Origin of the sequence: Hymenobacter sp. BT188 (assembly GCF_014333585.1) — a bacterium.
Lineage (GTDB): Bacteria > Bacteroidota > Bacteroidia > Cytophagales > Hymenobacteraceae > Hymenobacter.
In genome coordinates this window covers 554328-576083 of sequence record NZ_JACSCW010000001.1, presented here as the reverse complement: position 1 = coordinate 576083, position 21756 = coordinate 554328, and the positions used below count along the sequence as shown (strand labels likewise).

At 52.2% G+C, this 21756-nt stretch carries 17 protein-coding genes, 1 tRNA gene and 1 pseudogene; 12 read left to right on the top strand and 7 right to left on the bottom strand.

The window, feature by feature from the left end:
• Window positions 1-151 precede the first annotated feature (151 nt).
• From H8B13_RS02260 to H8B13_RS02245, 4 genes are all read left to right on the top strand, one after another.
• Window positions 152-3232 carry a T9SS type A sorting domain-containing protein gene (locus tag H8B13_RS02260; RefSeq protein ID WP_187309196.1) on the top strand — a complete coding sequence of 1027 codons (3081 nt, stop codon included), beginning with the start codon at window positions 152-154 and terminating at the stop codon, window positions 3230-3232.
• Between the two features lie 300 nt (window positions 3233-3532).
• Window positions 3533-4042, top strand: a complete 510-nt coding sequence (locus H8B13_RS21660) for a DUF1232 domain-containing protein (RefSeq protein WP_187309195.1) — start codon at window positions 3533-3535, stop codon at window positions 4040-4042.
• Between the two features lie 172 nt (window positions 4043-4214).
• On the top strand, window positions 4215-6467 hold the full coding sequence (locus tag H8B13_RS02250) for a S46 family peptidase (RefSeq protein ID WP_187309194.1): 2253 nt from the start codon (window positions 4215-4217) through the stop codon (window positions 6465-6467).
• A 138-nt stretch (window positions 6468-6605) separates the two neighbouring features.
• Window positions 6606-7907 (top strand): metal-dependent hydrolase family protein, encoded by a 1302-nt coding sequence (locus H8B13_RS02245; protein WP_187309193.1) that lies wholly within the window; start codon window positions 6606-6608, stop codon window positions 7905-7907.
• Window positions 7908-7920: 13 nt separating this feature from the next.
• Here H8B13_RS02245 and H8B13_RS02240 read toward each other — a convergent pair whose 3' ends face one another.
• Window positions 7921-8679 (bottom strand): TIGR02757 family protein, encoded by a 759-nt coding sequence (locus H8B13_RS02240; RefSeq protein WP_187309192.1) that lies wholly within the window; start codon window positions 8677-8679, stop codon window positions 7921-7923.
• A 112-nt stretch (window positions 8680-8791) separates the two neighbouring features.
• Entirely contained in the window at window positions 8792-9802 is a 1011-nt protein-coding gene (locus H8B13_RS02235; protein ID WP_187309191.1) for a LysM peptidoglycan-binding domain-containing protein, read from the bottom strand.
• A gap of 285 nt (window positions 9803-10087) precedes the next feature.
• Between H8B13_RS02235 and kdsB the strand changes: the two genes are divergently transcribed.
• On the top strand, window positions 10088-10840 hold the full coding sequence (kdsB, locus tag H8B13_RS02230) for a 3-deoxy-manno-octulosonate cytidylyltransferase (protein WP_187309190.1): 753 nt from the start codon (window positions 10088-10090) through the stop codon (window positions 10838-10840).
• A gap of 27 nt (window positions 10841-10867) precedes the next feature.
• On the opposite strand, the pseudogene H8B13_RS02225 reads toward kdsB, so the two are convergent.
• From H8B13_RS02225 to gap, 4 genes and pseudogenes are all read right to left on the bottom strand, one after another.
• Window positions 10868-11272 (bottom strand): annotated as a pseudogene (locus H8B13_RS02225) (DUF1622 domain-containing protein).
• 36 nt (window positions 11273-11308) lie between these two features.
• Window positions 11309-11656 (bottom strand): translation initiation factor, encoded by a 348-nt coding sequence (locus H8B13_RS02220; RefSeq protein WP_187309189.1) that lies wholly within the window; start codon window positions 11654-11656, stop codon window positions 11309-11311.
• 31 nt (window positions 11657-11687) lie between these two features.
• Complete coding sequence (locus H8B13_RS02215; RefSeq protein ID WP_187309188.1) at window positions 11688-12566, bottom strand: diacylglycerol/lipid kinase family protein; 879 nt, start codon at window positions 12564-12566, stop codon at window positions 11688-11690.
• 188 nt (window positions 12567-12754) lie between these two features.
• The gene (gap, locus tag H8B13_RS02210; RefSeq protein WP_187309187.1) at window positions 12755-13762 is read right to left on the bottom strand and encodes a type I glyceraldehyde-3-phosphate dehydrogenase; all 1008 of its coding nucleotides are present in this window, start codon (window positions 13760-13762) and stop codon (window positions 12755-12757) included.
• A 307-nt stretch (window positions 13763-14069) separates the two neighbouring features.
• Here gap and H8B13_RS02205 point away from each other — a divergent pair.
• From H8B13_RS02205 to H8B13_RS02175, 7 genes are all read left to right on the top strand, one after another.
• Window positions 14070-14141: transfer RNA gene (locus H8B13_RS02205), tRNA-Glu, on the top strand.
• Between the two features lie 380 nt (window positions 14142-14521).
• Window positions 14522-14785, top strand: a complete 264-nt coding sequence (locus H8B13_RS02200) for a hypothetical protein (protein WP_187309186.1) — start codon at window positions 14522-14524, stop codon at window positions 14783-14785.
• Window positions 14786-15191: 406 nt separating this feature from the next.
• Entirely contained in the window at window positions 15192-15398 is a 207-nt protein-coding gene (locus tag H8B13_RS02195; protein ID WP_187309185.1) for a ribbon-helix-helix domain-containing protein, read from the top strand.
• A gap of 59 nt (window positions 15399-15457) precedes the next feature.
• Entirely contained in the window at window positions 15458-16240 is a 783-nt protein-coding gene (locus H8B13_RS02190) for a hypothetical protein (RefSeq protein ID WP_187309184.1), read from the top strand.
• A 533-nt stretch (window positions 16241-16773) separates the two neighbouring features.
• Window positions 16774-16950: a hypothetical protein gene (locus H8B13_RS02185; RefSeq protein WP_187309183.1), complete on the top strand. Its 177-nt coding sequence runs from the start codon at window positions 16774-16776 to the stop codon at window positions 16948-16950.
• Between the two features lie 217 nt (window positions 16951-17167).
• Window positions 17168-18328 carry a hypothetical protein gene (locus H8B13_RS02180; RefSeq protein WP_187309182.1) on the top strand — a complete coding sequence of 387 codons (1161 nt, stop codon included), beginning with the start codon at window positions 17168-17170 and terminating at the stop codon, window positions 18326-18328.
• 188 nt (window positions 18329-18516) lie between these two features.
• Window positions 18517-19761 (top strand): hypothetical protein, encoded by a 1245-nt coding sequence (locus tag H8B13_RS02175; RefSeq protein WP_187309181.1) that lies wholly within the window; start codon window positions 18517-18519, stop codon window positions 19759-19761.
• Window positions 19762-19766: 5 nt separating this feature from the next.
• Here H8B13_RS02175 and H8B13_RS02170 read toward each other — a convergent pair whose 3' ends face one another.
• Window positions 19767-21194: a hypothetical protein gene (locus tag H8B13_RS02170; RefSeq protein WP_187309180.1), complete on the bottom strand. Its 1428-nt coding sequence runs from the start codon at window positions 21192-21194 to the stop codon at window positions 19767-19769.
• Between the last annotated feature and the right edge of the window lie 562 nt (window positions 21195-21756).

The window sequence follows — 21756 nt, the reverse complement described above, 5'->3', positions numbered from 1 at the left end:
TTTTCGTTTTCGGGCATCCAGGAATTGTCAGTCGTAAGAATGCCGAAAGATGTTTAGAGCGATATATCCTTAGAAATTGGTAGTATTAAAATAATATCTATTCCTAATACAAGAACGTAGATAAATCTATTCGTCACCAAACTCCTGTCTCATGAAACAGACTTTACTTTTTCGGCTGCTTTGCTGCCTGCTTCTACTCGCGCCGGGGGCTGGCGCATGGGCACAGGCGCCCCTCACTACTAGCCCGTACACGCAAAACTTTGACTTGCTGCCTGCCACTGGCACAAACGAAAAGTCTACGCTGCCTACTGGCTGGGATTTCGTGGAGGTGGGAACGGCCGCTAATACCACATACACCGCCAACAATGGTGCTCTAAATAGCGGCAACACCTACAGCTACGGAGCCGATGGATCGACGGACCGGGCACTGGGGGGCTTACTTAGCGGCAGCGTGACACCTACGTTGGGCGCTTCCTTCACCAATAATACCAGCACGACTATCACCAGTCTTACCCTGACTTACCAAGGCGAAACCTGGCGCGTTGGCGGCACTAGCCGCTCCGACAGACTTGATTTTCAATACAGTACCTCCGCCACTTCGCTTACCACAACCGAGGGTTGGCTAGATGTAAATGAGCTTGACTACAGTAATCCACCCAGCGCAACTGTTATTGGCGGCGGGGTCGCTACGCCTATTCATACGGCTACGCTCACTGCCACGATCAGCAACCTGAATATCGCTCCAAACTCCACTTTCTGGATTCGCTGGACCGATTTCAATGCCGCCGGGGCCGATGATGGAATGGCCATTGACGACTTTTCTTTGTCGTTCAACGCGGGCGCTCCTGCTCCTTTGCTGAGCGTGACCCCAGCCAGTCTTGCCTTCGACCGCCAAGCTATCAATACCAGTTCAGCACTCAAGTCCTATACCATCACCGGCAGCAGCCTGACGGCCGACGTAACGGCCACAGCTCCAACCGGTTTTGCTTTATCTAAAAGCAACGCTCCCAGCAGCTCCTTCACTTCTACCCTCACCTTCACACCGGCTGAGTTGGCCACGGCCCAAACGCTGTATGTGCGCTTTACTCCCACCACCGGCGGCGCTACAAGCGGTGCCATCACGCATACTAGCACCGGGGCGGAGGCCAAGAATGTATCCGTTTCTGGTACGGGCATCGATCCGAATAACAACCTGTTTTCGTTTAATGTATGCCCCAGCGGCTCTACCAGCTTCGATACCTGGACGGCCTTCAGCGTAACGGGCCCACAAACCTGGGGCTGCACCACCTTTGGCCGCGCGGGCAACGACCCAACCAATCGCGCTTCTGCTCCTAATGGATTGCAGATCAACGGATTTGCTTCGGGTGCTAGTGTACCTAATGAGGACTGGTTGATTTCGCCAGCCTTTGATTTGAGCGCCTTCCAATTCCCGATTTTCTCCTTCTGGAGCCGGGTGGCTTTCTCGGGTGCGGCGCTGCGGTTGCGGGTTTCGACCAACTACTCGGGTACGGGCAGCCCAACCGCTGCCGGCGTAACCTGGACCGACCTGAATGCTGACTTCCCCGGCAGCGGTTCCGATGTCTGGACGCTAACGCCTGATATCGACCTCACTCGCTTTAAAGCGCCCAATGTTTACATAGCCTTTGTTTACACAAGTGGACCGGAGTTGGGCGCCGCCCGTTGGACGTTGGATGATTTGCGCCTGCAAAACGCCAATGCGCCCGCAGCGCCGGTTTTGTTACTCAACCCCGCCAGTATAGCTTTCGGCTATCAGGCTATCAACGCCTCGGCCCAGCAAACGCTGACTGCCACCTTTCGCAACCTCACTGGCCCCGTTACCATAACATCCTCTGATCCAGCCTTTCAGCTTTCAAAGAACGGCACTACTGCCTTCTCTAATTCACTGACTTACACCGTAGAGGAGGCCAACTTTATTTCCACTACCCTAACGGTGCGCTTCACGCCTACTCTGGCTGCTCGCTCCTATACTTCTACCTTAACGGCCAGCACCACAGGAGCTTCTAATGTAACTGTAGCCGTGGCAGGCAACACATATGCGCCTGATAATACGCTGGACGTAGCCAACTGGAATATTGAGTGGTTCGGCTCTACGGCTCAGGCTCCCACCAACGATGACTTACAGCAGGCCAATGTACAGACTATTCTGACAAACCTAAATGCTGATGTGTATGGGCTGACGGAAGTAGTGGATACGGCCCGCTTAGGGGCAGTTGTGCGCCAGTTGCCCGGCAACTATAAGTATAAGGTGGCAGAATTCGGCTCGAATGCGCCCGACAACAACGACCCCGACTATGCTTCGGCTCAGAAGCTAGTTTTTGTGTATCGCACGAGTGTCGTGAGCAACCCTACGTTCTCTGGTCTATTGCGCTGCCCTGATAATGCCACTACATGTCCCCAATACAACGCTTGGTCTTCGGGGCGCTTCCCATATTTAATGGAGGCCGATGTAGCCATCAATGGGCAGACGCAGCGTATAAACTTTGTGCTTATTCACGCCAAAGCCAACGAAAACACCTCTGTAGCTGATGCTCAGGAGGCGTATGACCGGCGGAAATTGGGGGCTGATGCACTGAAAGCTGAACTAGACTCTCGCTTCAGTACCGGCAACGTTATTATTCTGGGCGACTTCAACGATGACCTTGACCAAACCGTAGCTTCTGGCGTGAACACCACTGCTACATCGTTTAGCGCCTTTACCACTGATGTAGCTAACTATGTAGCGCTTACCTTACCTCTGAGCCAGACAGGCCAGCGCTCAACCGTAGATTTTGGCGACGTTATCGACCACGTTGTGGTATCGAGCGAGCTGAATGCTTTTTACCTGCCTTCTACGGCACAGCTCCGCACCGATCTGGCGGCCCTTATCCCCAACTACGCCAACACTACTTCCGACCATTATCCTGTATTGACGCGCTTCGCTTTTGGCTACGTAACATCCAGCAGCAGTGCACAGAAGGCTAATGCTCAACTGGATGTTTATCCTAATCCGACTACCAGCAAGGTGCAACTGCGCTTGCCAGCTTCCGCCGGGCAGCAGGTGCGCATGCAGGTAATGAGTGCCGATGGACGGGCCGTAGCACAGGCTGCGGGCTCGTTGGAGCAGGTAAATCAACAGCTAAACCAGAAGCTATCTAGCCTCAGTGAGGGCGTGTATATTCTACGTATTACCAGTCCGAGTCAAACCTATGTAAAGCGGTTTGTGAAGCAATAGATGAACGTCTGACAGGTTATAACCGAACAAAGAAGGTCCCACTTAAGAAGTGGGACCTTCTTTGTTCTATGGGTACTGCCTGGGGGGCTTTTTTTAAAGTACAGAAGGTGGAGCCCTGTTTTGATCTAAGCCACCCTCAAAAAAAGCCCCCCAGACGGGTGTAATGCTCCATGCTGATCGTACCATCCTATTGAATGCATCAACTTCCGCTCAAAAATCATCTATCAGACAAGACTCCTACAACGCCAGCCCGTTCTCAACCGTACCCATTTTACCAACCTCTTACTTAACATATTGCTCATGTCCTCACTGTACGAAAAAGGCCTCGCTATTTCGAAAAACGCACTTTTCAACGTATTCCTTGGCCGGGCCAGCAAATTGCTGGGGAGGCCGTTTCGCGTTGCTCTCATCCTGCGCGAAGTAGCTTCCAAGCTCGACGCAAAAGACAGTAAAAAAGGCCCCATACAACAGATCATTGATATGGCGCGCACGCTGATTCGCTTGATAGGCGCTTTTGTCAGTGGTTCGTACCGTCAAATTGAGACGACGACCATCATCTCCGGCCTTGCCGTTCTCCTGTATGTGTTGTCGCCCATCGACCTGGTGCCCGATTTTATTCCCGTAGTCGGTTTTCTGGATGATCTAAGTCTGATTAGCTGGTTTATCAGCAAATTTCAGGGCGAGATTGCTCGTTTTCAGGCCTGGGAAAGCAAATCGGCGGCGCCAAATAATGGCGTTATCGCTCCTCCTTCCACCCCAGCCATTTCTGATAAGTCGCAGCCGGCCGTAGCTGAACTAGGTCACTCTTAGCATTTTACAGTAAAAGCAGCCCTCCGCGCGCCGTAATACAGGACGGTGAGCGGAGGGCTGCTTCATGCGCACGAAGTACTTCTCAACTATTTTGTGAGAAAAACTTCGAGACTTAAATAGCCGAGAAGCGCTTAAACCGGGCTTACATTACTCTTTTCGCCATTTAATTCCGATGTCTACACGCCTATTCGCAATTCGCCTGGTTCTGCTGGTGTTCACACTGTTCTTCTTTCTGCCCGCCGCCCGTGCCGATGAAGGCATGTGGCTGCCATTGCTGCTCAAACAGCTAAATGAGGCGGATATGCAGAAAAAAGGCCTTCAGCTTACGGCGGAGCAGATTTATAGCGTAAATCAGGGCAGCCTGAAGGACGCCGTAGTGCAGTTTGGTGGTGGCTGCACGGGAGAGATTATCTCCGACCAGGGCCTGTTGCTCACCAACCATCACTGCGGCTACAGCCAGATTCAAAGCCATTCCTCCGTCGAGAAAGACTACCTCACCAACGGCTACTGGGCCATGAGCCGCGACCAGGAATTGCCCAATCCGGGCCTGACGGCTACGTTTATCGTGCGCATGGAAGATGTAACCGGTCAGGTATTGGCTGGCGTGCCTACCACGGATATCGCGGAGGCTGAGCGCGAGCGGCTGGTGCAGCAGAACGGGCAGCGCGTGGCGCAGGCCGCCGTGCAAGGCACGCATTACCAAGCATTTGTACGCCCGTTCTTTAATGGGAACGAGTATTATATGTTTGTCACGGAGGTTTTTCAAGATGTGCGCTTAGTAGGCGCTCCGCCTTCCACCATCGGCAAGTTTGGCGGCGACACGGATAATTGGATGTGGCCCCGCCACACCGGCGACTTTTCTTTGTTTCGTATCTACGCCGGCCCTGATAATAAGCCTGCCACTTATTCTTCTGACAACAAACCATTTAAGCCACGTCATCATCTGCCCATTTCCCTGAATGGCGTTAAGCCCGGCGACTTTACCCTGGTTTTCGGCTTTCCCGGCAGGACCAACGAATACCTGACCTCGTGGGGCGTCGACGAGTTGTATTCGCTCTCCAACCCCGCCAAAATCAAAGTGCGCGACGCCAAGCTTCGCCTTCTGGATCAGGATATGAAGGCCTCGGATAAAGTGCGCATCCAGTATGCGGCCAAATATGCGAGTCTGGCTAATTATTGGAAGAAATGGATAGGTGAAAATCGGGGCCTTAAAAAGCTGGATGCCGTTGCCCGCAAGCGCGAGCAGGAAGCCCGTTTCACGCAGTGGGTCAATTCCGGCGATGCTGCCCGCAAAGCCACCTACGGAGCTTTACTTCCTGAATTCGAGAAAAATTACGCCAGTCTGCGCGACCTAACCGTAGCCCGCGACTACGTAACCGAAGCTGTCTTGGGCGTGGAACTGTTGCTCTATGCCAATAGCCTTACCGCTTTAGGCGACATGGCCGCTGCCAAAACGCCCCCCGCCGACCTCGCAGCCGCGGTAGAAAAGCTAAAGAAAGGCGCCGTCGGCTTCTTTAAGAACTACAACAAACCGACTGACCAAAAAGTAGCGGCGGCCCTACTTGCTCTCTATGCCGACGGCACTCCCGCGGCTTTCCTCCCCGACTATGTAAAGACACTGCGCAAGCAATATCCCGGCCCCACAGGCTGGGCTACCTATGTCTCTTCGCTGTATTCAAAATCGCGCCTTACTACCCAAGCCGATGCGTACGCTGTACTTGATGAAGTAGCTCAGGGAAACGCTCGTGCTTTGCTCAATGATCCGGCTTATCAGTTGGTAAATGCCATTGTTACGAACTATCGGGCGAATATTTTGCCGCCTTTTACTATTGCCACCGATAACGTAGCCGTACTGGCCCGCACCTATCTGGCCGGTTTGCGCCAGATGCAGACCGACCGCAAATTCTACCCTGATGCCAACTCTACCTTACGGGTGGCTTATGGGCAAGTAGCTGGCTATGAACCCGCTGACGGCGTGCGCTACGCCTATTATACTACCCTGGATGGGCTAATGGCCAAAGCTGACTCTGCCAATCCGGATTTTCAAGTTCCGGCCCGCCTCACCGATTTATATCAGAAGAAAGATTATGGGCCTTATGCCGTGAACGGTACGGTGCCCGTGGCCTTTATTGCCACGAATCACACGACGGGGGGCAATTCTGGCTCACCAGTTATTAATGGTCGGGGCGAGCTGATCGGTGTCAACTTCGACCGTAACTGGGAAGGCACCATGAGCGACATCATGTTTGACCCCGACCGCGTGCGCAACATTACCCTCGACGTGCGCTACATGTTGTTTGTGGTCGATAAGTGCGCCGGAGCCAAACACTTAGTCGACGAAATGACGCTCGTAAGCGGGCCAGTTGCCGCACCATCTGAGAGCAAGCGCAAGAAGAAAGCTAAACGATTGAAGAAGGCTAAGTAAAGACGTAGAGTGTTGACCCAGTCTTTTTACAAAATGCGCCTATTCTAAGCTAATTGGGCTTACTTTCGGCTGATAGCCACAGCTTACTTGTCAAGCTGGTTCCAGCTATTGGCTTTGTGTCAGCTTTCTCTCCTCTGTATGAATCGTGCTTCGTTTAGTTGTTTAGGTTTATTGCTATCTGCCTTTTTGTCGGGACAGCCTGTTGCGCTTTTGGCTCAAGCTTCTTCTGTTGCGCCAGTTGTTACTACGCTACTTCGTCCAGCGGCGGTTTTCGATGGGGAGAGTCTGCATTCTGGCTGGGTAGTCGTAGTAACCGGCGACAAGATTACGGCGGCTGGGCCGGCCGGCCAGGTGACAGCACCAACTGGGGCGCGTACGCTGGAGCTGCCGGGGCTTACGCTGCTGCCGGGCCTTATTGAGGGGCATTCACACATGCTGCTTCACCCCTACAACGAGACGAGTTGGAATGACCAAGTGCTGCTGGAATCGCACGCGCTGAGGGTAGCTCGCGCCACTGCCCACGCCCAGAAAACACTGCTAGCCGGTTTCACTACTGCCAGAGACCTCGGCAGCGAGGGAGCAGGTTACGCTGATGTTGGCTTAAAACAAGCTATTAACCAAGGTATTATACCTGGACCGCGCCTACTGGTGGCTACGCTGGCGCTGGTGGCCACTGGCAGCTACGGGCCCAAGCTTTCCGTAGACGTAAATGCCCCCCAAGGTGCGCAGGAAGCTGATGGCGTAGAAGGTATTGTGCGAGCCGTGCGGGAGCAGATTGGCAGGGGTGCCGATATTATTAAAGTCTACGCCGACTACCGCTGGGGTCAGGGCGAGCCTTCCCGGCCAACGTTTTCGCAGGATGAGTTGAACCTGATTGTGCAAACCGCGCGAGCCGCGAGCCGCCCAGTCGTAGCCCACGCTAGCACGCCGGAAGGTATGCGGCGGGCCACACTCGCCGGCGTCGAAACTATAGAACACGGCGACAATGGCACGCCGGAAATATTCAAGCTAATGAAGCAGCGTGGTGTAGCTCTCTGCCCTACCGTGGCCGCCGGCGACGCCATTTCCCAATATCAGGGTTGGCGCAGAGGCACTGTGCCCCTACCCGAGCGAGTTCAGCAAAAACGCACCAGTATGCAAGCCGCCCGCAAAGCCGGCGTCGATTTGGTGATAGGCGGTGATGTAGGCGTATTCACGCACGGCGACAATGTGCGCGAAATGGAACAGCTAGTGCAGGATCACGGTATGCAGCCGCTTGACGTATTGCGCGCCGCTACCAGCGGAAATGCCCGCATTTTTCATCTCGCCGACCGTGGCAGCGTCCGTCCCGGCTTGCTTGCCGATTTAGTAGCCGTAGCCGGCGACCCCACCCGCGATGTAACGGCGTTGCGACAGGTAAAGCTGGTGATGAAAGGCGGAGTATTATATTCCCACCCATAACGGAGTTTAAAACCTATAACTTCTCCTCAACACCCAGCCCAAACAAAGCAAAATCGTACTTCACAGGGTCGTGGGGGGCAAAATCACGGAGGTGAGCGGTCAGTTCTTCGGCTGCTGACCAATCAACAATGCGGCGCGTAAGCAGACCCAAGCGACGGGAAACGCGCTCTACGTGCACATCACAGGGGCAGACCAGATCAGTCATAGGTAGGCGCGTCCAGAGGCCGAAATCTACGCCCCGGTCGTCGCAGCGCACAAGCCAGCGCAGGTACATATTTACTCGTTTGCAGGCAGAGCCGCGGTCCGGCGTCGCCACGTGTTTTCGGGTGCGCTGGGGCGCATCGGGCAAGCTAAAAAACAGGTTATGAAAGTTTTCGAGCCGCTCGCGCTGGGTGTTGCCCTGCAAAAAGGCATCTTCCAATGTGTCATGGTCAGCGTAATACCAGCGCAGCCAATGCACGAAATACAGCAGGTCGGTGTCGCAGAAGGTACGGTGACAGAAGCCCAGCAGCTTCTTCAAATCTTCATCGGAGTGTTGGGTGATGAACTGGTAAGGCGCATCGTCCATGCGACGCATCAGCTCGTGGCACTTGCTGATGATGGTTGGGCGGCGCCCCCAGGCTAGCAAAGCCGCAAAAAGCCCGCTTATTTCCACATCCTGACGCTGAGAAAACCGGTGCGGAATACTAATTGGGTCGTTAGTAATGAAGGCCGGCCGATTGTAGCGGTCGTAATGGTCGTCGAGAAACTCTCGGAGCTGCGCGTGATTCAATTGAATGATTTGGAGGTGGTTAGCTATAAAACAAAGCCAGGAGTCAAGAGTTGCGAGGCGTTACTTTTCGCTTCCACTCCTGACTCCTAGGTCGTAGTTATCAGCTTCTTACTTACGGCACGTATGAAGTTTCTACCCGGAAGCGGTTGTCGGGTGTGGAAAGACGCTGCACGGCGCGGGGCGACAGGCGCACCAGAATGTTGCTGTTTTCGCCTGTATCGGGCAATTGACCAATGACACGCACGTACACAGACTGCCCGTTCATGATGTTGCGCACCTGCATGATGGTACCAACAGCAGCCGTTTTATGCAAAGCCAAGTATTTATCGGTGCCGGTGCCTTCAATTTTGGTGGCCAACCCGCTTTCGGTTACGCGACGCACAACTTCACTGGCCCGCTCCGGCGCGCGCTCCTCCGCTTCCTGAGCCGGAGTGCGAACAGAGTCTTTAGTGTTGGTTGGGGCCGGAACCGTTCGAGCAGGTATTGGAGCCGTTACGACTGGTTTCGGCGTTACTGGCGCTGAGGTAGGCGCGGGAGTAGCAGGCGTTTCTACGGGTGCAGGGGACGGAGTAGTCGACGCCGTTGCCGTTGCGGGCGCTTTCGCGCCGGCCGGCACTATAATCAGGCGCTGACCGACCTTAACGCCAGTGGTAGCAGGTAGGTCATTAAAGCGCGCCAGATCAACGGGAGAAAGCTGAAAGAGGCGGGCTACTGCATACAGCGTCTGTCCTTTTTGCACCGTGTACACGCGGTTTCCGTTGCTATCGGTGGGCAGAGAACGGGCTGCGGCAACTGTGTTGGCGGGTGCTGATGGGCGAGCGGCGGTGCTTGTGGGTGCAGGCGTTGTGAGCACCACCCGCGTGCGGGGCACCAACACTACCTGACCCGTTACGAGCGCGCCTTTGAGCGAAGAATTGGTTTCCACAATTTGCTCAACGGGCACCGAATAGCGCCGCGAGAGGCCATAAAGGGTTTCCCCAGCCACCACACGATGCTTGATAAACATTTTATTATTGCGGTATTCAACCCCAATGGAATCGGGCGGGAGAGCGAGCCGGGGCGCGGCGGTGGCGGCAAAACCAGCGAAAACAAACGCAGGCAGCAGCAACAGAAAACGGGTCATACGAGCAGTTCGCGAAAAACGAGTGGCCCCAAAATCAGGGTGGGGCAGCTTGGGGGGAAATTTAAAAGCGCCGAAAGATAAAAAATAATCCCAGCTGAGTCCCAAAAAGGCCATTTCTGAATGATTCAACGACGCCTCATAAGCCACTTATAACTAACGTGGTCGGGTGACATTTATTGGCCTGCCACGCTACATTCTGCATATAAGCAACGGGCAATTCGGGGTTTTCGCTGTTCTTTGCAAAATGCCCCCCAGCCTGTATTCAGCTTTCGCAAACTCCATTTTATGGTCCACGCCCTTGGTATTATTCCCGCCCGCTACGCCTCCACTCGCTTACCCGGGAAGCCATTGGTTGATCTGGGGGGCAAATCCATGATTCAACGAGTAGTGGAGCAGGCGCGGCTCTCTAATCTGAGCCAGGTGATGGTAGCTACGGATGATGAGCGCATTCTGGAGCACGTGCACGGCTTCGGGGGCGAAGCGGTGCTCACATCTCCCGATCACCCAAGCGGCACCGACCGCGTGTTTGATGCTTACCAGCAGCTCGGCGTGGCAACTGACTGCATCATTAATATTCAGGGCGATGAGCCTTTTATACATCCCGCTCAAATCAATGCGCTAGTAGCGCTTTTTGATGGAGAAAAAGCCCCCCAGCTCGCTACATTGGTCAAACCAGTGCTCAGCGATGACGAGTTATTCAGTCCGCATCTGCCCAAAGTGGTGCTTGACTCCCAGGGCTACGCTTTGTATTTCAGTCGTCACCCTCTGCCCTATCAGCGCCAAGTCGAACCAGCCCAGTGGCTTGCACACCATCGCTATCTACGCCACATCGGGCTGTATGCCTACCGGCCCGATGTGCTGGCCGCTATTACGAAACTGCCACCCTCTTCGCTGGAGCAGGCCGAAAGCCTGGAGCAGCTGCGGTGGCTGGAGAATAGCTTCCGCATTCTGACCGCGGAAACGGAGCTGGAAACCATTGGCATCGACACGCCTGAGGATGTGGAGCGGGCCAGAAACTTATTGAAAATGACCGAATAAAAGCCCCCGCCCTTTTTTCCGCGCTTGCTATGTGCCATGAGTTTGATGTGCTCGCTCCGTCACGGCTTGTTCGGCACTCTGACGCTCTTCCTGCTGCATTTCCTTGGTTAAGAAGTAGTTGAGACCCGTTCGGATGACGGCAATTGCTCCTAGCTACCCAATTTGCTCCCAGCTAGGGGCAATTGCCGTGGAGAGAATATCAGCGCCCAATTGAAACTCCAGCACTAAGGCCAGGTAGCGAGCAAGCGTCAGGCGAATAGCCGTAAAATTGGCCGTACGGCGCTGTATCAAGGCTTTTATCAGCAACCAGGCCGCCACTAGTATGCCGAGGGCAATGATAAACGCCCCAATGGTTTCGACACCCAGCTTTAGCCACTGAACGGCGTTTATAATCCCACTTTCGGCTAATTCACGGGGGTTGACAGATTCCATTGAGGTGAATAAAGTGGCTGCGCTATTGCTACTATTCTAACCACCAGACTTCTTCGCTTTGTAGCCCTGATCCAGCAGCACGCCCATCACTTTATCGCGAAAATCGCCCTGGATAAGGATGTCGCCTTCTTTGGCGTTGCCGCCCACTCCGCATTTGGTTTTGAGCAGTTTAGCTAAGGTTTGCAGATCCGCATCCTGGCCCACGAAGCCGGTGATGAGTGTTACTTGCTTGCCTCCGCTTTTGCGGTCGAGGTGCACGCGCAGGTTTTGCTGCTGGGGCGGCAGTGTTACCACCGATTCTTCATCGGCGTGCTGATAGGAAAAGTCGGAGTTGGTGGAGTACACCACGCCTTCGCGGCTACGGCGGTTTTTGTCGGCTTTCATAGCGAAATGTAAAGCAGAAATCAGTTTTAGGTTATACGGCTACTTCCAAAGCTAGAGGCAGCAATTCTATTTCAAAGCTAGTGGACTCGCCCGCGTAGTCACCATCCACATGAAAGCCCATGGGCGCGGCGGCCTCTACCAATACGTGCCGCGACGTATGATATACCGCTGCTCCCGACTGGGGCAAATCGCCCAGGGCCAGGCCAATAGCCACGCGCACGGCCCGGCGTAGCGGTAGCGCATCAATCAGGCACACGTCGAGCAGGCCGTCGCGAATATCGGCGCGGGGGGCAATGTAGGCGTTGTTGCCGTACTGCCCGGCATTGGCAAAAGCCAGCACGTAGCAATCGGTGGTCAGCGTGCGGTTGTTGAGCGTGACCGTAATAGGCTTCGGCTGAAATGTTCGGTATTCACGCAACGCCACGCGCACGTAGGTGGCCAGCCCACGGGTGCCAGCCGTGGCGAAGCACTTGCTCACGTGGGCATCAAACCCCAGCCCAGCCGTGCAAAAAAACGGACGTCCATTAATGCGCCCCACATCCATACGCTGAAACTCGGGCCTACTCATCCGGCGGATTGCGGCTGGCAGAGCCAGGGGCACCTCAAGATGCCGGGCAAGCCCGTTGCCGGAGCCCCGCGGCAGAATTCCCATGGCGGCATTCGTACCAAGTAAGCCGCGCCCCACTTCGTTTACCGTGCCATCGCCGCCCACGGCTACTACTGTACGAAACCCTTCAGCGGCGGCCGTGCGGGCTATTTCTTCTGCGTGCCCGGCATAAGCCGTCAGGCGTAAGGCGTGGTCGACGGCAGAATGATCGAGGTATTGCTCAATCAGGGCCGGCACATCTTGCGCACGGTTAGTGCCGGAAGCAGGATTTAGAATAAAACAGATACGCGGCTTGGCGGGCATAGATGGATAGAAACGCGGCGCGAAGCGCAAGGTTGAGTAGCGGAGTAAGAGAAGCGACGGGAGGTAAAATGCCGCGTGTTGATGCTGATCAAAACACCCGAAAAAGCCCCCCAGCCGCTTCAAATCCCTAACAGAAAAGCCCACCCAAAGTGGGCAGGCTTTTCTGTTAATAAGCAACGTAGCAAGAGTTATTTTGCCATTTTCTGGCCCAGCTGCTGAATCAGATCAGCGGTGCGCGTGCTGTAGCCAAACTCGTTATCGTACCAGCCTACCACTTTCACTAGCGTACCGTTAGCGGCCGTCAGCTGCGAGTCGAAGATGCAGGAATGTGGATTGCCTACGATGTCGATGCTTACCAACGGATCGGTGGAGTACTCGATGATGCCTTTCATGGGGCCTTCAGCAGCCTTGCGTACGGCCTCGTTGATTTGCTCCTTCGTTACTTCCTGCTTCAGAATTACAGTCAGGTCGGTAGTAGAGCCATCCGGCACAGGCACGCGCATGGCGATACCATCAAGCTTGCCTTTTAGCTGGGGCAACACCAAACCTACGGCCTTAGCGGCACCGGTGCTGGTCGGAATGATGCTCAAAGCTGCAGCGCGGGCGCGGCGCAGATCCTTGTGCGGTGCGTCCTGCAGATTTTGGTCGGAAGTATAAGCGTGTACCGTGGTGATGTAGCCTTTCTCAATGCCGAATGCCTCATCCAACACCTTCGCCATGGGGGCTAGGCAGTTGGTTGTGCAGCTGGCGTTAGACAGAATGGTTTCGTCGCCAGTCAGGATGTCTTCGTTTACGCCCAATACTACGGTCGGAATGTTGCCCGTGGCAGGAGCCGAAATCACGACTTTTTTGCAGCCAGCAGTAAGGTGTTGGCCAGCGCCAGCTTCGTCCACGAAGCGGCCCGTAGACTCTAGTACTACGTCAATGCCCAGCTCGCCCCAAGGCAATAGCTTAGGGTCGCGCTCGGCCAGCGCTTGAATACGTTGACCATTTACAGTCAGGCTGTTATCATCAAACTCCACCGTGCCATCGAAGCGGCCGTGTACGGAGTCATATTTAAGTAGGTGAGCCAGCGTCTTATTATCAGTCAGGTCGTTGATAGCTACGACTTCCACGTTGTCGCGGCCGAGCAGAGACTTGAACGTGAGGCGACCAATGCGACCGAAGCCGTTGATAGCGACTTTAATTTTAGCCATGATGAGAGGTTTGGGGTTTGGGAATTAAAAAGACCACGAGGGCCCCTGGTGGAAACGCGCAGCGAAGGTACAGGGCTAAGGGAATATAGCCAAATCAACTAGTAAGCCATCTACTTTGCTTTTCTTCTTACGGTTTTTTGCCGCTCCCGACGGGCTTAAAGCTTAATATTTGCCCCCTACAAAAAGAATTTCTTCCTGAAAGTCAGCCTATTTGCTGCTGGGGGGCTTTTTTTTTGGCCCTACGTATTGCGCTGAATTATCCTTGCCTTATCTTTGCACCACTAAAAACGAGTAAGGCACATCATCTGGTCCGTTCGTCTAGGGGTTAGGACAGTAGATTTTCATTCTACCAACAGGGGTTCGATTCCCCTACGGACTACTAATTGTCAAACTCTGACAAACCCCAAAAAAGCCCTTCTAGGTATCTGGAAGGGCTTTTTTGTGTCCTTTTGTTTCGCAGTGGTTTTACAAAAGGTCGGCATGGTTTGTCAAACCGTGGGCTTGCCTGCCTTGAATAGTCACATTCAACCTAGCGACACCCCGAAGACACTCCCCTTCCCACAACTGAGTAGTTGCTGAGGCTTACCGAAACCCTAGCTGCCCTTTTTAGTGGTTTTTAGCCTCACCACGCCACGCAAGCCGGTCGGACAAGGAAAGACATGGACGGGGTGCCGTTCGTTGTTGGGTGTTGGTGCCGCGACGGTGTAGAGTGTTGGGGGGTTACCCCACTACCTTTAGCGTTCACCTAATCCCTACCTAATGCCGTTCCTCAGATTCTTCCACCAAGCCCCGCCCATCTTGATAAACATTGACCACGTTGTTGGTATGGTGCCCACAGTGGGCTTGCATGACACACAAAACGGGATGGAGACCACTGTAAAACTCTTTACCTCTCGTTCCAAACTTGACATGACCTTTAAGTTCGGTTCGGAAGAAGAAGCCACGCATTGGATGGGCGACATAGCCGAGTATGTCATGAATCCCGAAACGGACACTTTTGAAATACTTGCCGAATTGGTATAGGTGGACGAGTAATCCCGTCGTATCATCAAGCCGAACCCGTTGCTACCAAGTGACGGGTTTTTTTGTGCCGTGGATAGCCGTAGATGACTTCGGTTCTCGTCGTGGTTGGCGTTAGATGACTTCGCTATTGGGGTGGATTGTTTCTGTCTATGCCACAGATTCAAAAGCATAAGGCAAATAAAATCGTGCCAAATATTATCGTGCCAATATATAGACGAGGTCACGTCGTGGGCACTCCCTGCTTTTCAACCCGAACGGCTTGCCAAGGGGCAATTACTTTACTTTCAACGAAATAGAGGGAAAATAAGCAAATTATTGAAAAATAGTTGGGGAAAGTGTGTGCTTTTAGTGTGACAAAACGCGAAAACTGATTATAGATAAGTATATAAACAACAACATATTAACCATGGATTTAAACAAGCTATTGGAGGGACTAGAGAAACGCTACGGCAACACGTCGGCAACGATTACGGTGCGAATGAAGCCCACGCTGCTAAGCGAACTGGATGCCCTGTGCGACACCGCCAACACCACGCGTAGCAAGGTTATCAAAACCGCGTTGGAACACTACCTGAGTGCCACAAAACCAACCACCGACACCGATGACATTTAGCCAACGAGTAGCCGCCGCAATCGCCGCCGCTAAAGCCAAAAAGAAATAATTAACCCCTTATGATTACCCAAAAACGATACGACGAACTACTACCCCGCTACGCAGAATTTGCCGCCGCCGCCGCTGCCTATGCCACGCTGTTGGACGCGAACGCCTTGCCGTTAAGTCTCGATACGACCACCCTGCACTTCGCCTATAAGACGCAACTATTTACCAAGCTGGTGACCGCGAACAAGGGGCTGAAAATGCAGTACGACATGCTACGCACCGACGAGGCGAAGCAAGCCTTGATTAACCAAACGATTGACCTGACCGGCTACGAAATCATTACCGAAATCGCCCACGCCTTGCAGGAAATGCAGGAGACGCTAACGGTCGCCAACGGTGCCATTGGTAACGGCGATACCTTAGAGAAGCCCACGCTGCCCACCTTGTTTCGGCATGGGTTGAAGGTTGCCGAGTACTTGAATGGCTACGTTATCGACTGGACAAGTGCCGACCGTGCCGAGGTACTGAACCAAGTGAACCAGTACGCCGAAACCCTTGCCGGGATGCAAGCCACGCTGCACCGTTTCGGGGGGGCTTCTGAGTCCGTAGCCGAGTTGCACCGCACCCTGAACAAGCTGGTGACCCTGCACAACGGCACCGGCACCGGGAACGAGTTGGCGGTGTACAACCTGCTAGCCGATGCTGACCACCGGGCGAAAATGAACGCGATGCTAGCCCAAAAAGCCGCCGCCGCCCGCGAACTGAACCGGGACCGCGACGAGGCTGCCCTAGCCGCCGCCCGCAAACGCCAACAGGAAACCGAAACCTTCCTGCAAGCCCGCAATCAGAGGTAAGAATAATAGCTGCCTTACGTGGTCGGGGGGTGTCCTTCCCTCGTCAGCTTATGTATACCACCGCGTTGGGCAAGGGCACCGGGTTTTTAGGTTTTTCCCGGTGCCCGCTATTATTTATTCTGACTTGGCAAATGGCTGCCCCTCAGCACGGCTTGCTTTACGCTTTCGCCTTGGGGGCGACGCTACAAGCCTACTTCTATGGGATGAAGTTGATTTATCAGTCAATGTATTGATTATTAATATTTTGATTGATAAGGTACATTTTGGGAGACATAATATAGAAGAAGGGTAAGGGGAACGGCATTGATATGTCTCCCAAAATGTACCTAACCAAGTTGGGCAACAGCAGCAGCACCCGCACTTAGCGACGATGCTGGCAGCGAACCGCCCAAGCGGGTAGCGTCAAGCAAGCATTGTCGAGTGAAACATGCTGAATAATTCTTACTGACTATCAGTTACTTGTAAAATAGTTAAGGACTGACCAACAACTTAGTACTTACCAGAAGATACAATAAGAAAACATATTGAAGCCCATGACCACGACACCCAAGAAATACGATTATCACTGGACCACGGTGAACATACGCCCCGATACCAAAGCCCTGTTGTTGCGGCTGTGCAAGGCATTGGGGAACGAGTACCAAGAACTACCTCAAAGCACGGTGTTGGACGTGCTGATAACCGAGAAAATCCAGCAGCTAGAAAAATAAGAACTATGACGTGCCACGTAAGAAACCCCTACTCCCCTACACCACCCTGTACTACCCGAACCGGGTCAACCTATCCGACTTAAAACACGAAGTCATGGACGACTACAACGGCAAGATTGCCGCTGTCAACTTCTTCTTACTCTTCCATATCCTGTGCGAACCGTACGTTGAGTTCGGTGCCGCCCACGACGAATACCAACAGGTACATTCCGACATATTGCGGTGCATCTTCCGGGACTGCTACGCCGACGTGATTGCCTCGTTGGTAAAAGCAGAATACATTCAGGAAAACAGCAGCTATTCCACCGCTTACCACTATTGCAAGTCGTACCGAATCCACCCCAAACGGATGAACGTACGGGCACCGCTGAAGTACGTGAAGGAAGAAGTCAACGGCTACTTCCAACGCAAGCTGAACCGGCTTAAAAGCACGAACCTGTCCCATGAACGCACCGACAACGCACGGCAACACGTCATTGACCAAACGCATCAGTTGATGTTGGTGCCGGACACCGAAGCGTTGGCGTACATAGCCGACCAATACCGGCTAGCGGGTAACCCCAACCCGCCCGAAACCTATGCCACGTACTTCAACCATTGCCCGTTGAAACGCGTGGGCATTGACCGATTCGGTAACCGGGTACATTCGGTCATTACCAACATGCCGAAGGTGTTGCGGCGATGCTTACGCTTCGTTTCAAGCCCGCTGGTGCCCGTACGGGAAATTGATATTGTGAACTCTCAACCCTACTTCCTGAGTAGCGTGACGAGTGCCTTGATAGCCCAATTCGTGCCGGACGCGGGCAAGGCGGTAGCCGTGTTTGCCAAGTACGAGACTTGCCCGAACTTCACCAAGTTCAAAGACCTGTGCCGCGATGGCGAGGTTTACGAATACTTGCAAGCCGCGTATGAACGCGACCATGACACCCTGTGCGACGGGGACGAGAAAGCAAAGCGAGACTTCACCAAACGCTTGACGTACGGCGTTCTATTTGGGGATTACGACCTGAAAGATTCCATGCTTGACACCCCGCGTAAGACGTGGATGGCACAGGTCAAGAATGACTTCTACAAGGTGTACAAACAGGAGTTCCCGACCGTCTACCAACTATTCAAGGAGGTGAAGGGGCTGTACATGGAATGCACCGTCAACAAGGCGGGGGAACGCAAGCAATACGCTAACAATTGCCTGATTGCACAACGGCTTGAAAGCGGGGTAATGTATTCTCACATTGTACAGGCTTGCATTAACAACGGCTACACCGAGGTTGTGACCGTCCACGATTGCGTCATTGTTCGCGAAGACGAGTACGACAACATCAAAGCCATTGCCCTGAACGAGTTCAACGCGTTGGGGCTGAATCCCAAGTTCAAATAAACTTTTTCAGCTTTTGATATATAAGAACTGTACTTGCGTTGGCACGTCAGTACGGTGAAATGTGAACGAGAGGGACGGGCTGTAATGGTCGGTCCCTTTCTGCGTTAAACTCCAAAGCGAAGCCCGCCACGAATCAAACAATCAGGAATCCGGTACCTTGCTTTCCCTTCATTACATTAAAACGCAACATGACGAATCTTGAGTTAGCAAACCTAGAAGAATATACTTTGTCAGGTGGTAAAGCACCGTCAGCAGTCAAGATTATCCAGAGAAAACTAACTTTTGATTTACCCTTTGTCATCATGGTTGACGACAACTTTGGAAATGGCTTAATTCAGAGTTATTACAGAGGTGAAAGGAAATTTAATAGGACAGCAGTAGAAATTGCTAAATCAACGACGATTGATTTAACACCTGCCCATAATTTCCCAAATCAAACACCGCTTGACACCCCACCGCCGTACTTGGTTAACACCGACAAGTACGGCATGGTCAGGATTACGCTGCTTAAGGTCAATAGCGATGGAATTGAGGGAGAACTGAAGGATAAAGAATTTATGGGTAGTGTAAGCAAGGGTATTGGCTTCACTTGCGTCATGATTGAATTTGGGTCGGACACTTTCAATATAGATATATCATCAGACCATAGACCAGTGCACGATATGACTCTTGCTGGAATGGAAGCATTCAACGTCTTCTTGTTGAATTACAAGCTGATTGCCAACAAATTATATATCCCTTCGGTGACGGTCCATACAGTTGGCAAATTCTTACTTATTGACTTGCACGAGGACAGGAGTGTTTCCTTAACTCACATCGCAAGGCAGTGGGAACAGCCTATACCATTTGCAAAAACCATACCGTTAGAACTTGATAAGGAGTTAAGAAATAGTTGTTTAAATGCAGGGGAAATAGATTTATTCTCAGTCCTACGGCATGAAGCTTGGAATAAAATTGTATTGCAAGAGTGGCGTATGGCTGTAATTAACTCACTTATACTTTTTGAATCTTGGTTAACCCCAACATTGCAAGAAATTTATGAATTAAAAGGACTAGATGAAGGAAAGATAAAAAGAAAGTTTAAAACAGATGCACCAAAAAGTAAGGACCGAAAGCATTTAGGCATTACCGAAATTGCAGAGACCTTAGTGCTTGATGCAATTAGATACGATTTTAAAAAAACTGCTGAATACGACAACTTACTGAACAAAAGCATTATCGTACGTAACAGCATCATCCATCGCAGTAAACTGGACGTTTCTCAAAAAGATGCTTATGAATGTATTCATTCAGTTATGAACGCGATATCTGCAATAACTAACGCCATCATGGGCTATAAGATGGCTAATTCCCTTGGTGGCATGTCGGTCTATGAAAGGTACTCACCGTCAGGCGAAAGCGGAAAACAAACAGTAATTGTCCACATGATGTGATTGCATTAGATGACAGCCTTTTTTTTGCTACTTGCTGCCTTAGCTGCGAGTGCGGTGGACTCAATCTTGATGTATTTCTTGAGTTGCGAATAGTCCTTGCTGCCTAGCATCGACAACAGGTCGGACTCGTTGAAGTGACCGTTGTTGATGTTGCGGGAAATGAAACCACGACGGGCACTATGTGACGTTATCAGGTCACTTTTCAGGGCTTCGCATGGCACTTCTTGTTTCAGTTTGTACCGCTTGTACTCGATAAGGGTGTCAACCTTGCCGTAGTGCTTGTACATCTTCTTCAACACGTTCTTAATGTCCCGATTGTACACCGCTTCACTCAGGATATTCATGTTCATGTCGTGGGCTTCAAGGATTTCAAGAATCCGGTCGTCAAGTGCCAACGGTATCCAGTAAGTGCCCTCGGTTTTCTGCGTCGTGCTGCTGAGAAACTTCTCCCCTTTTTCGGTCACCACGCAATGCTTCTGCATACAGTCGCCAACACGCAAGCCGGTCAAGTTCTGAAAAACACAGAGGTCGATGTGGTTGGCATTTTGAGGGTAAACAGCCTTGAGGTTCCACAGCATATCCAGTTCCTCAGCGTCCAAGTACACGACCTTCTTCGTCTCTTCTAGGATTTTAAATTCCCGGTCTTTGTATCCAGAGTTCACTTTAAACCCTTTGCTTTCGGCGTACTTGAGGAATGATTTTAGCTTTTTGACGTGGGCACCGAACGTGTTGTTGAAGTTGTCGCGGTCATCAAGGATGTACTTCGCGTAGGCGGCGTAAAACTCCATATCGAACACGTCCAGCGACAGTTTGAACTTCTTCGCCTTCGCACATTCGTCCAAGACGGTGAAGAAGCTGACAAAGGCATCTTGGTCCCGCTTGCTACGACCGACCAAGCTGGCAAGGAATAGCTTCTTAGCCGCTTCGTATTCGGTCACGTCTTGTGCAGACGGTGAAGCCTTCACTACGTCGGTGCCGGTATGTTCAGCGAGTTGCTTGATAAGGCTGTTGACCTCGGCAAGTTGTGCTTCCAATTCGCCACGCTTCACAATCAACTTGCGTAAGCTGTCTTCTTCCATCAAGGTAGTAACTACGTCAAGCCATTCGTGCGACTTCTCCCCCGCCTTGAACCGGTTCCACTCGTCTTTGATATTGTCTTCCCGCGATATTTCCACCGTCTTCAACGCTTCAACCAGTAGCCGCCGCAACTCAAGTTGCAGGTCTGCTTTCTTGAGTCCCTTCGCCGTGGTGTCAAACTGGTTCGGCATGACGTAGATGCCGGTGTCAAGGTAGGTGTGCTTCTTGTTCAGGGTAACCCGAAGCAAAACGTGATGCCCCCCGTCCTTCTTGCTGAGGTAGCTGTGTAGCTGCGGCGTAATCGTCGCCCCGTTGGCAGCTTTGAGAACGTTTGATTCGGGTTTCTTGGCGGGCATGGTCTTCGCGTCGTCTAGGTTTGACAAAACCATCCGCTTTGTGATGGTTTCACAAAGTTACACAAAAATATCTGAACCCCAAAATATCGCTTAAAAACCCATATTGTTCAATTGTATCCGTTGTGTAACACCCTCTATATTTTGTAAAACCCGCTTTTTCAATATGCCCTCACTGGTTGCAAACGCGGTTTATTTTGTTCATTTTTTACATCGATTCCCCTACGGACTACTAACCACTCGTTTTAAAAAGCCCTCCCTGATATCAGAGAGGGCTTTTTTTATATCTTTTTTAGAAGGATGGTTTTAAAATCCTTCACTTATACTTAGAGCTTTTTCTTCTTAGCACAAGGTTTAATAGTTAACCAAGATGTCTTTGCCCGTCCATCACTTGCGATAAAAAGCTCATCATTCAAGAGCCAGCCAGTGATAACAAGGAAGCAATGCGACTAAGACCAAGCAACTGTGTATGGCTTCTTGGCGAATGCTGCCTCACCTACACAGCTAAGATGTCCCGTCCGTTGAACTGGAGTACGTACTTGGGCAATTGCGTACATACCTTGCC

Excerpts from the sequence above, each read along its gene's own strand:
- kdsB (WP_187309190.1), top strand. The coding sequence starts at position 10,088 with ATGGTCCACGCCCTTGGTATTATTCCCGCCCGCTACGCCTCCACTCGC.
- H8B13_RS02190 (WP_187309184.1), top strand. The coding sequence starts at position 15,458 with ATGATTACCCAAAAACGATACGACGAACTACTACCCCGCTACGCAGAA.
- H8B13_RS02215 (WP_187309188.1), bottom strand. The coding sequence starts at position 12,566 with ATGCCCGCCAAGCCGCGTATCTGTTTTATTCTAAATCCTGCTTCCGGC.
- gap (WP_187309187.1), bottom strand. The coding sequence starts at position 13,762 with ATGGCTAAAATTAAAGTCGCTATCAACGGCTTCGGTCGCATTGGTCGC.
- H8B13_RS02260 (WP_187309196.1), top strand. The coding sequence starts at position 152 with ATGAAACAGACTTTACTTTTTCGGCTGCTTTGCTGCCTGCTTCTACTC.
- H8B13_RS02245 (WP_187309193.1), top strand. The coding sequence starts at position 6,606 with ATGAATCGTGCTTCGTTTAGTTGTTTAGGTTTATTGCTATCTGCCTTT.
- H8B13_RS02195 (WP_187309185.1), top strand. The coding sequence starts at position 15,192 with ATGGATTTAAACAAGCTATTGGAGGGACTAGAGAAACGCTACGGCAAC.
- H8B13_RS02185 (WP_187309183.1), top strand. The coding sequence starts at position 16,774 with ATGACCACGACACCCAAGAAATACGATTATCACTGGACCACGGTGAAC.
- H8B13_RS02250 (WP_187309194.1), top strand. The coding sequence starts at position 4,215 with ATGTCTACACGCCTATTCGCAATTCGCCTGGTTCTGCTGGTGTTCACA.
- H8B13_RS02220 (WP_187309189.1), bottom strand. The coding sequence starts at position 11,656 with ATGAAAGCCGACAAAAACCGCCGTAGCCGCGAAGGCGTGGTGTACTCC.
- H8B13_RS21660 (WP_187309195.1), top strand. The coding sequence starts at position 3,533 with ATGTCCTCACTGTACGAAAAAGGCCTCGCTATTTCGAAAAACGCACTT.
- H8B13_RS02175 (WP_187309181.1), top strand. The coding sequence starts at position 18,517 with ATGACGAATCTTGAGTTAGCAAACCTAGAAGAATATACTTTGTCAGGT.
- H8B13_RS02235 (WP_187309191.1), bottom strand. The coding sequence starts at position 9,802 with ATGACCCGTTTTCTGTTGCTGCTGCCTGCGTTTGTTTTCGCTGGTTTT.
- H8B13_RS02170 (WP_187309180.1), bottom strand. The coding sequence starts at position 21,194 with ATGCCCGCCAAGAAACCCGAATCAAACGTTCTCAAAGCTGCCAACGGG.
- H8B13_RS02200 (WP_187309186.1), top strand. The coding sequence starts at position 14,522 with ATGCCGTTCCTCAGATTCTTCCACCAAGCCCCGCCCATCTTGATAAAC.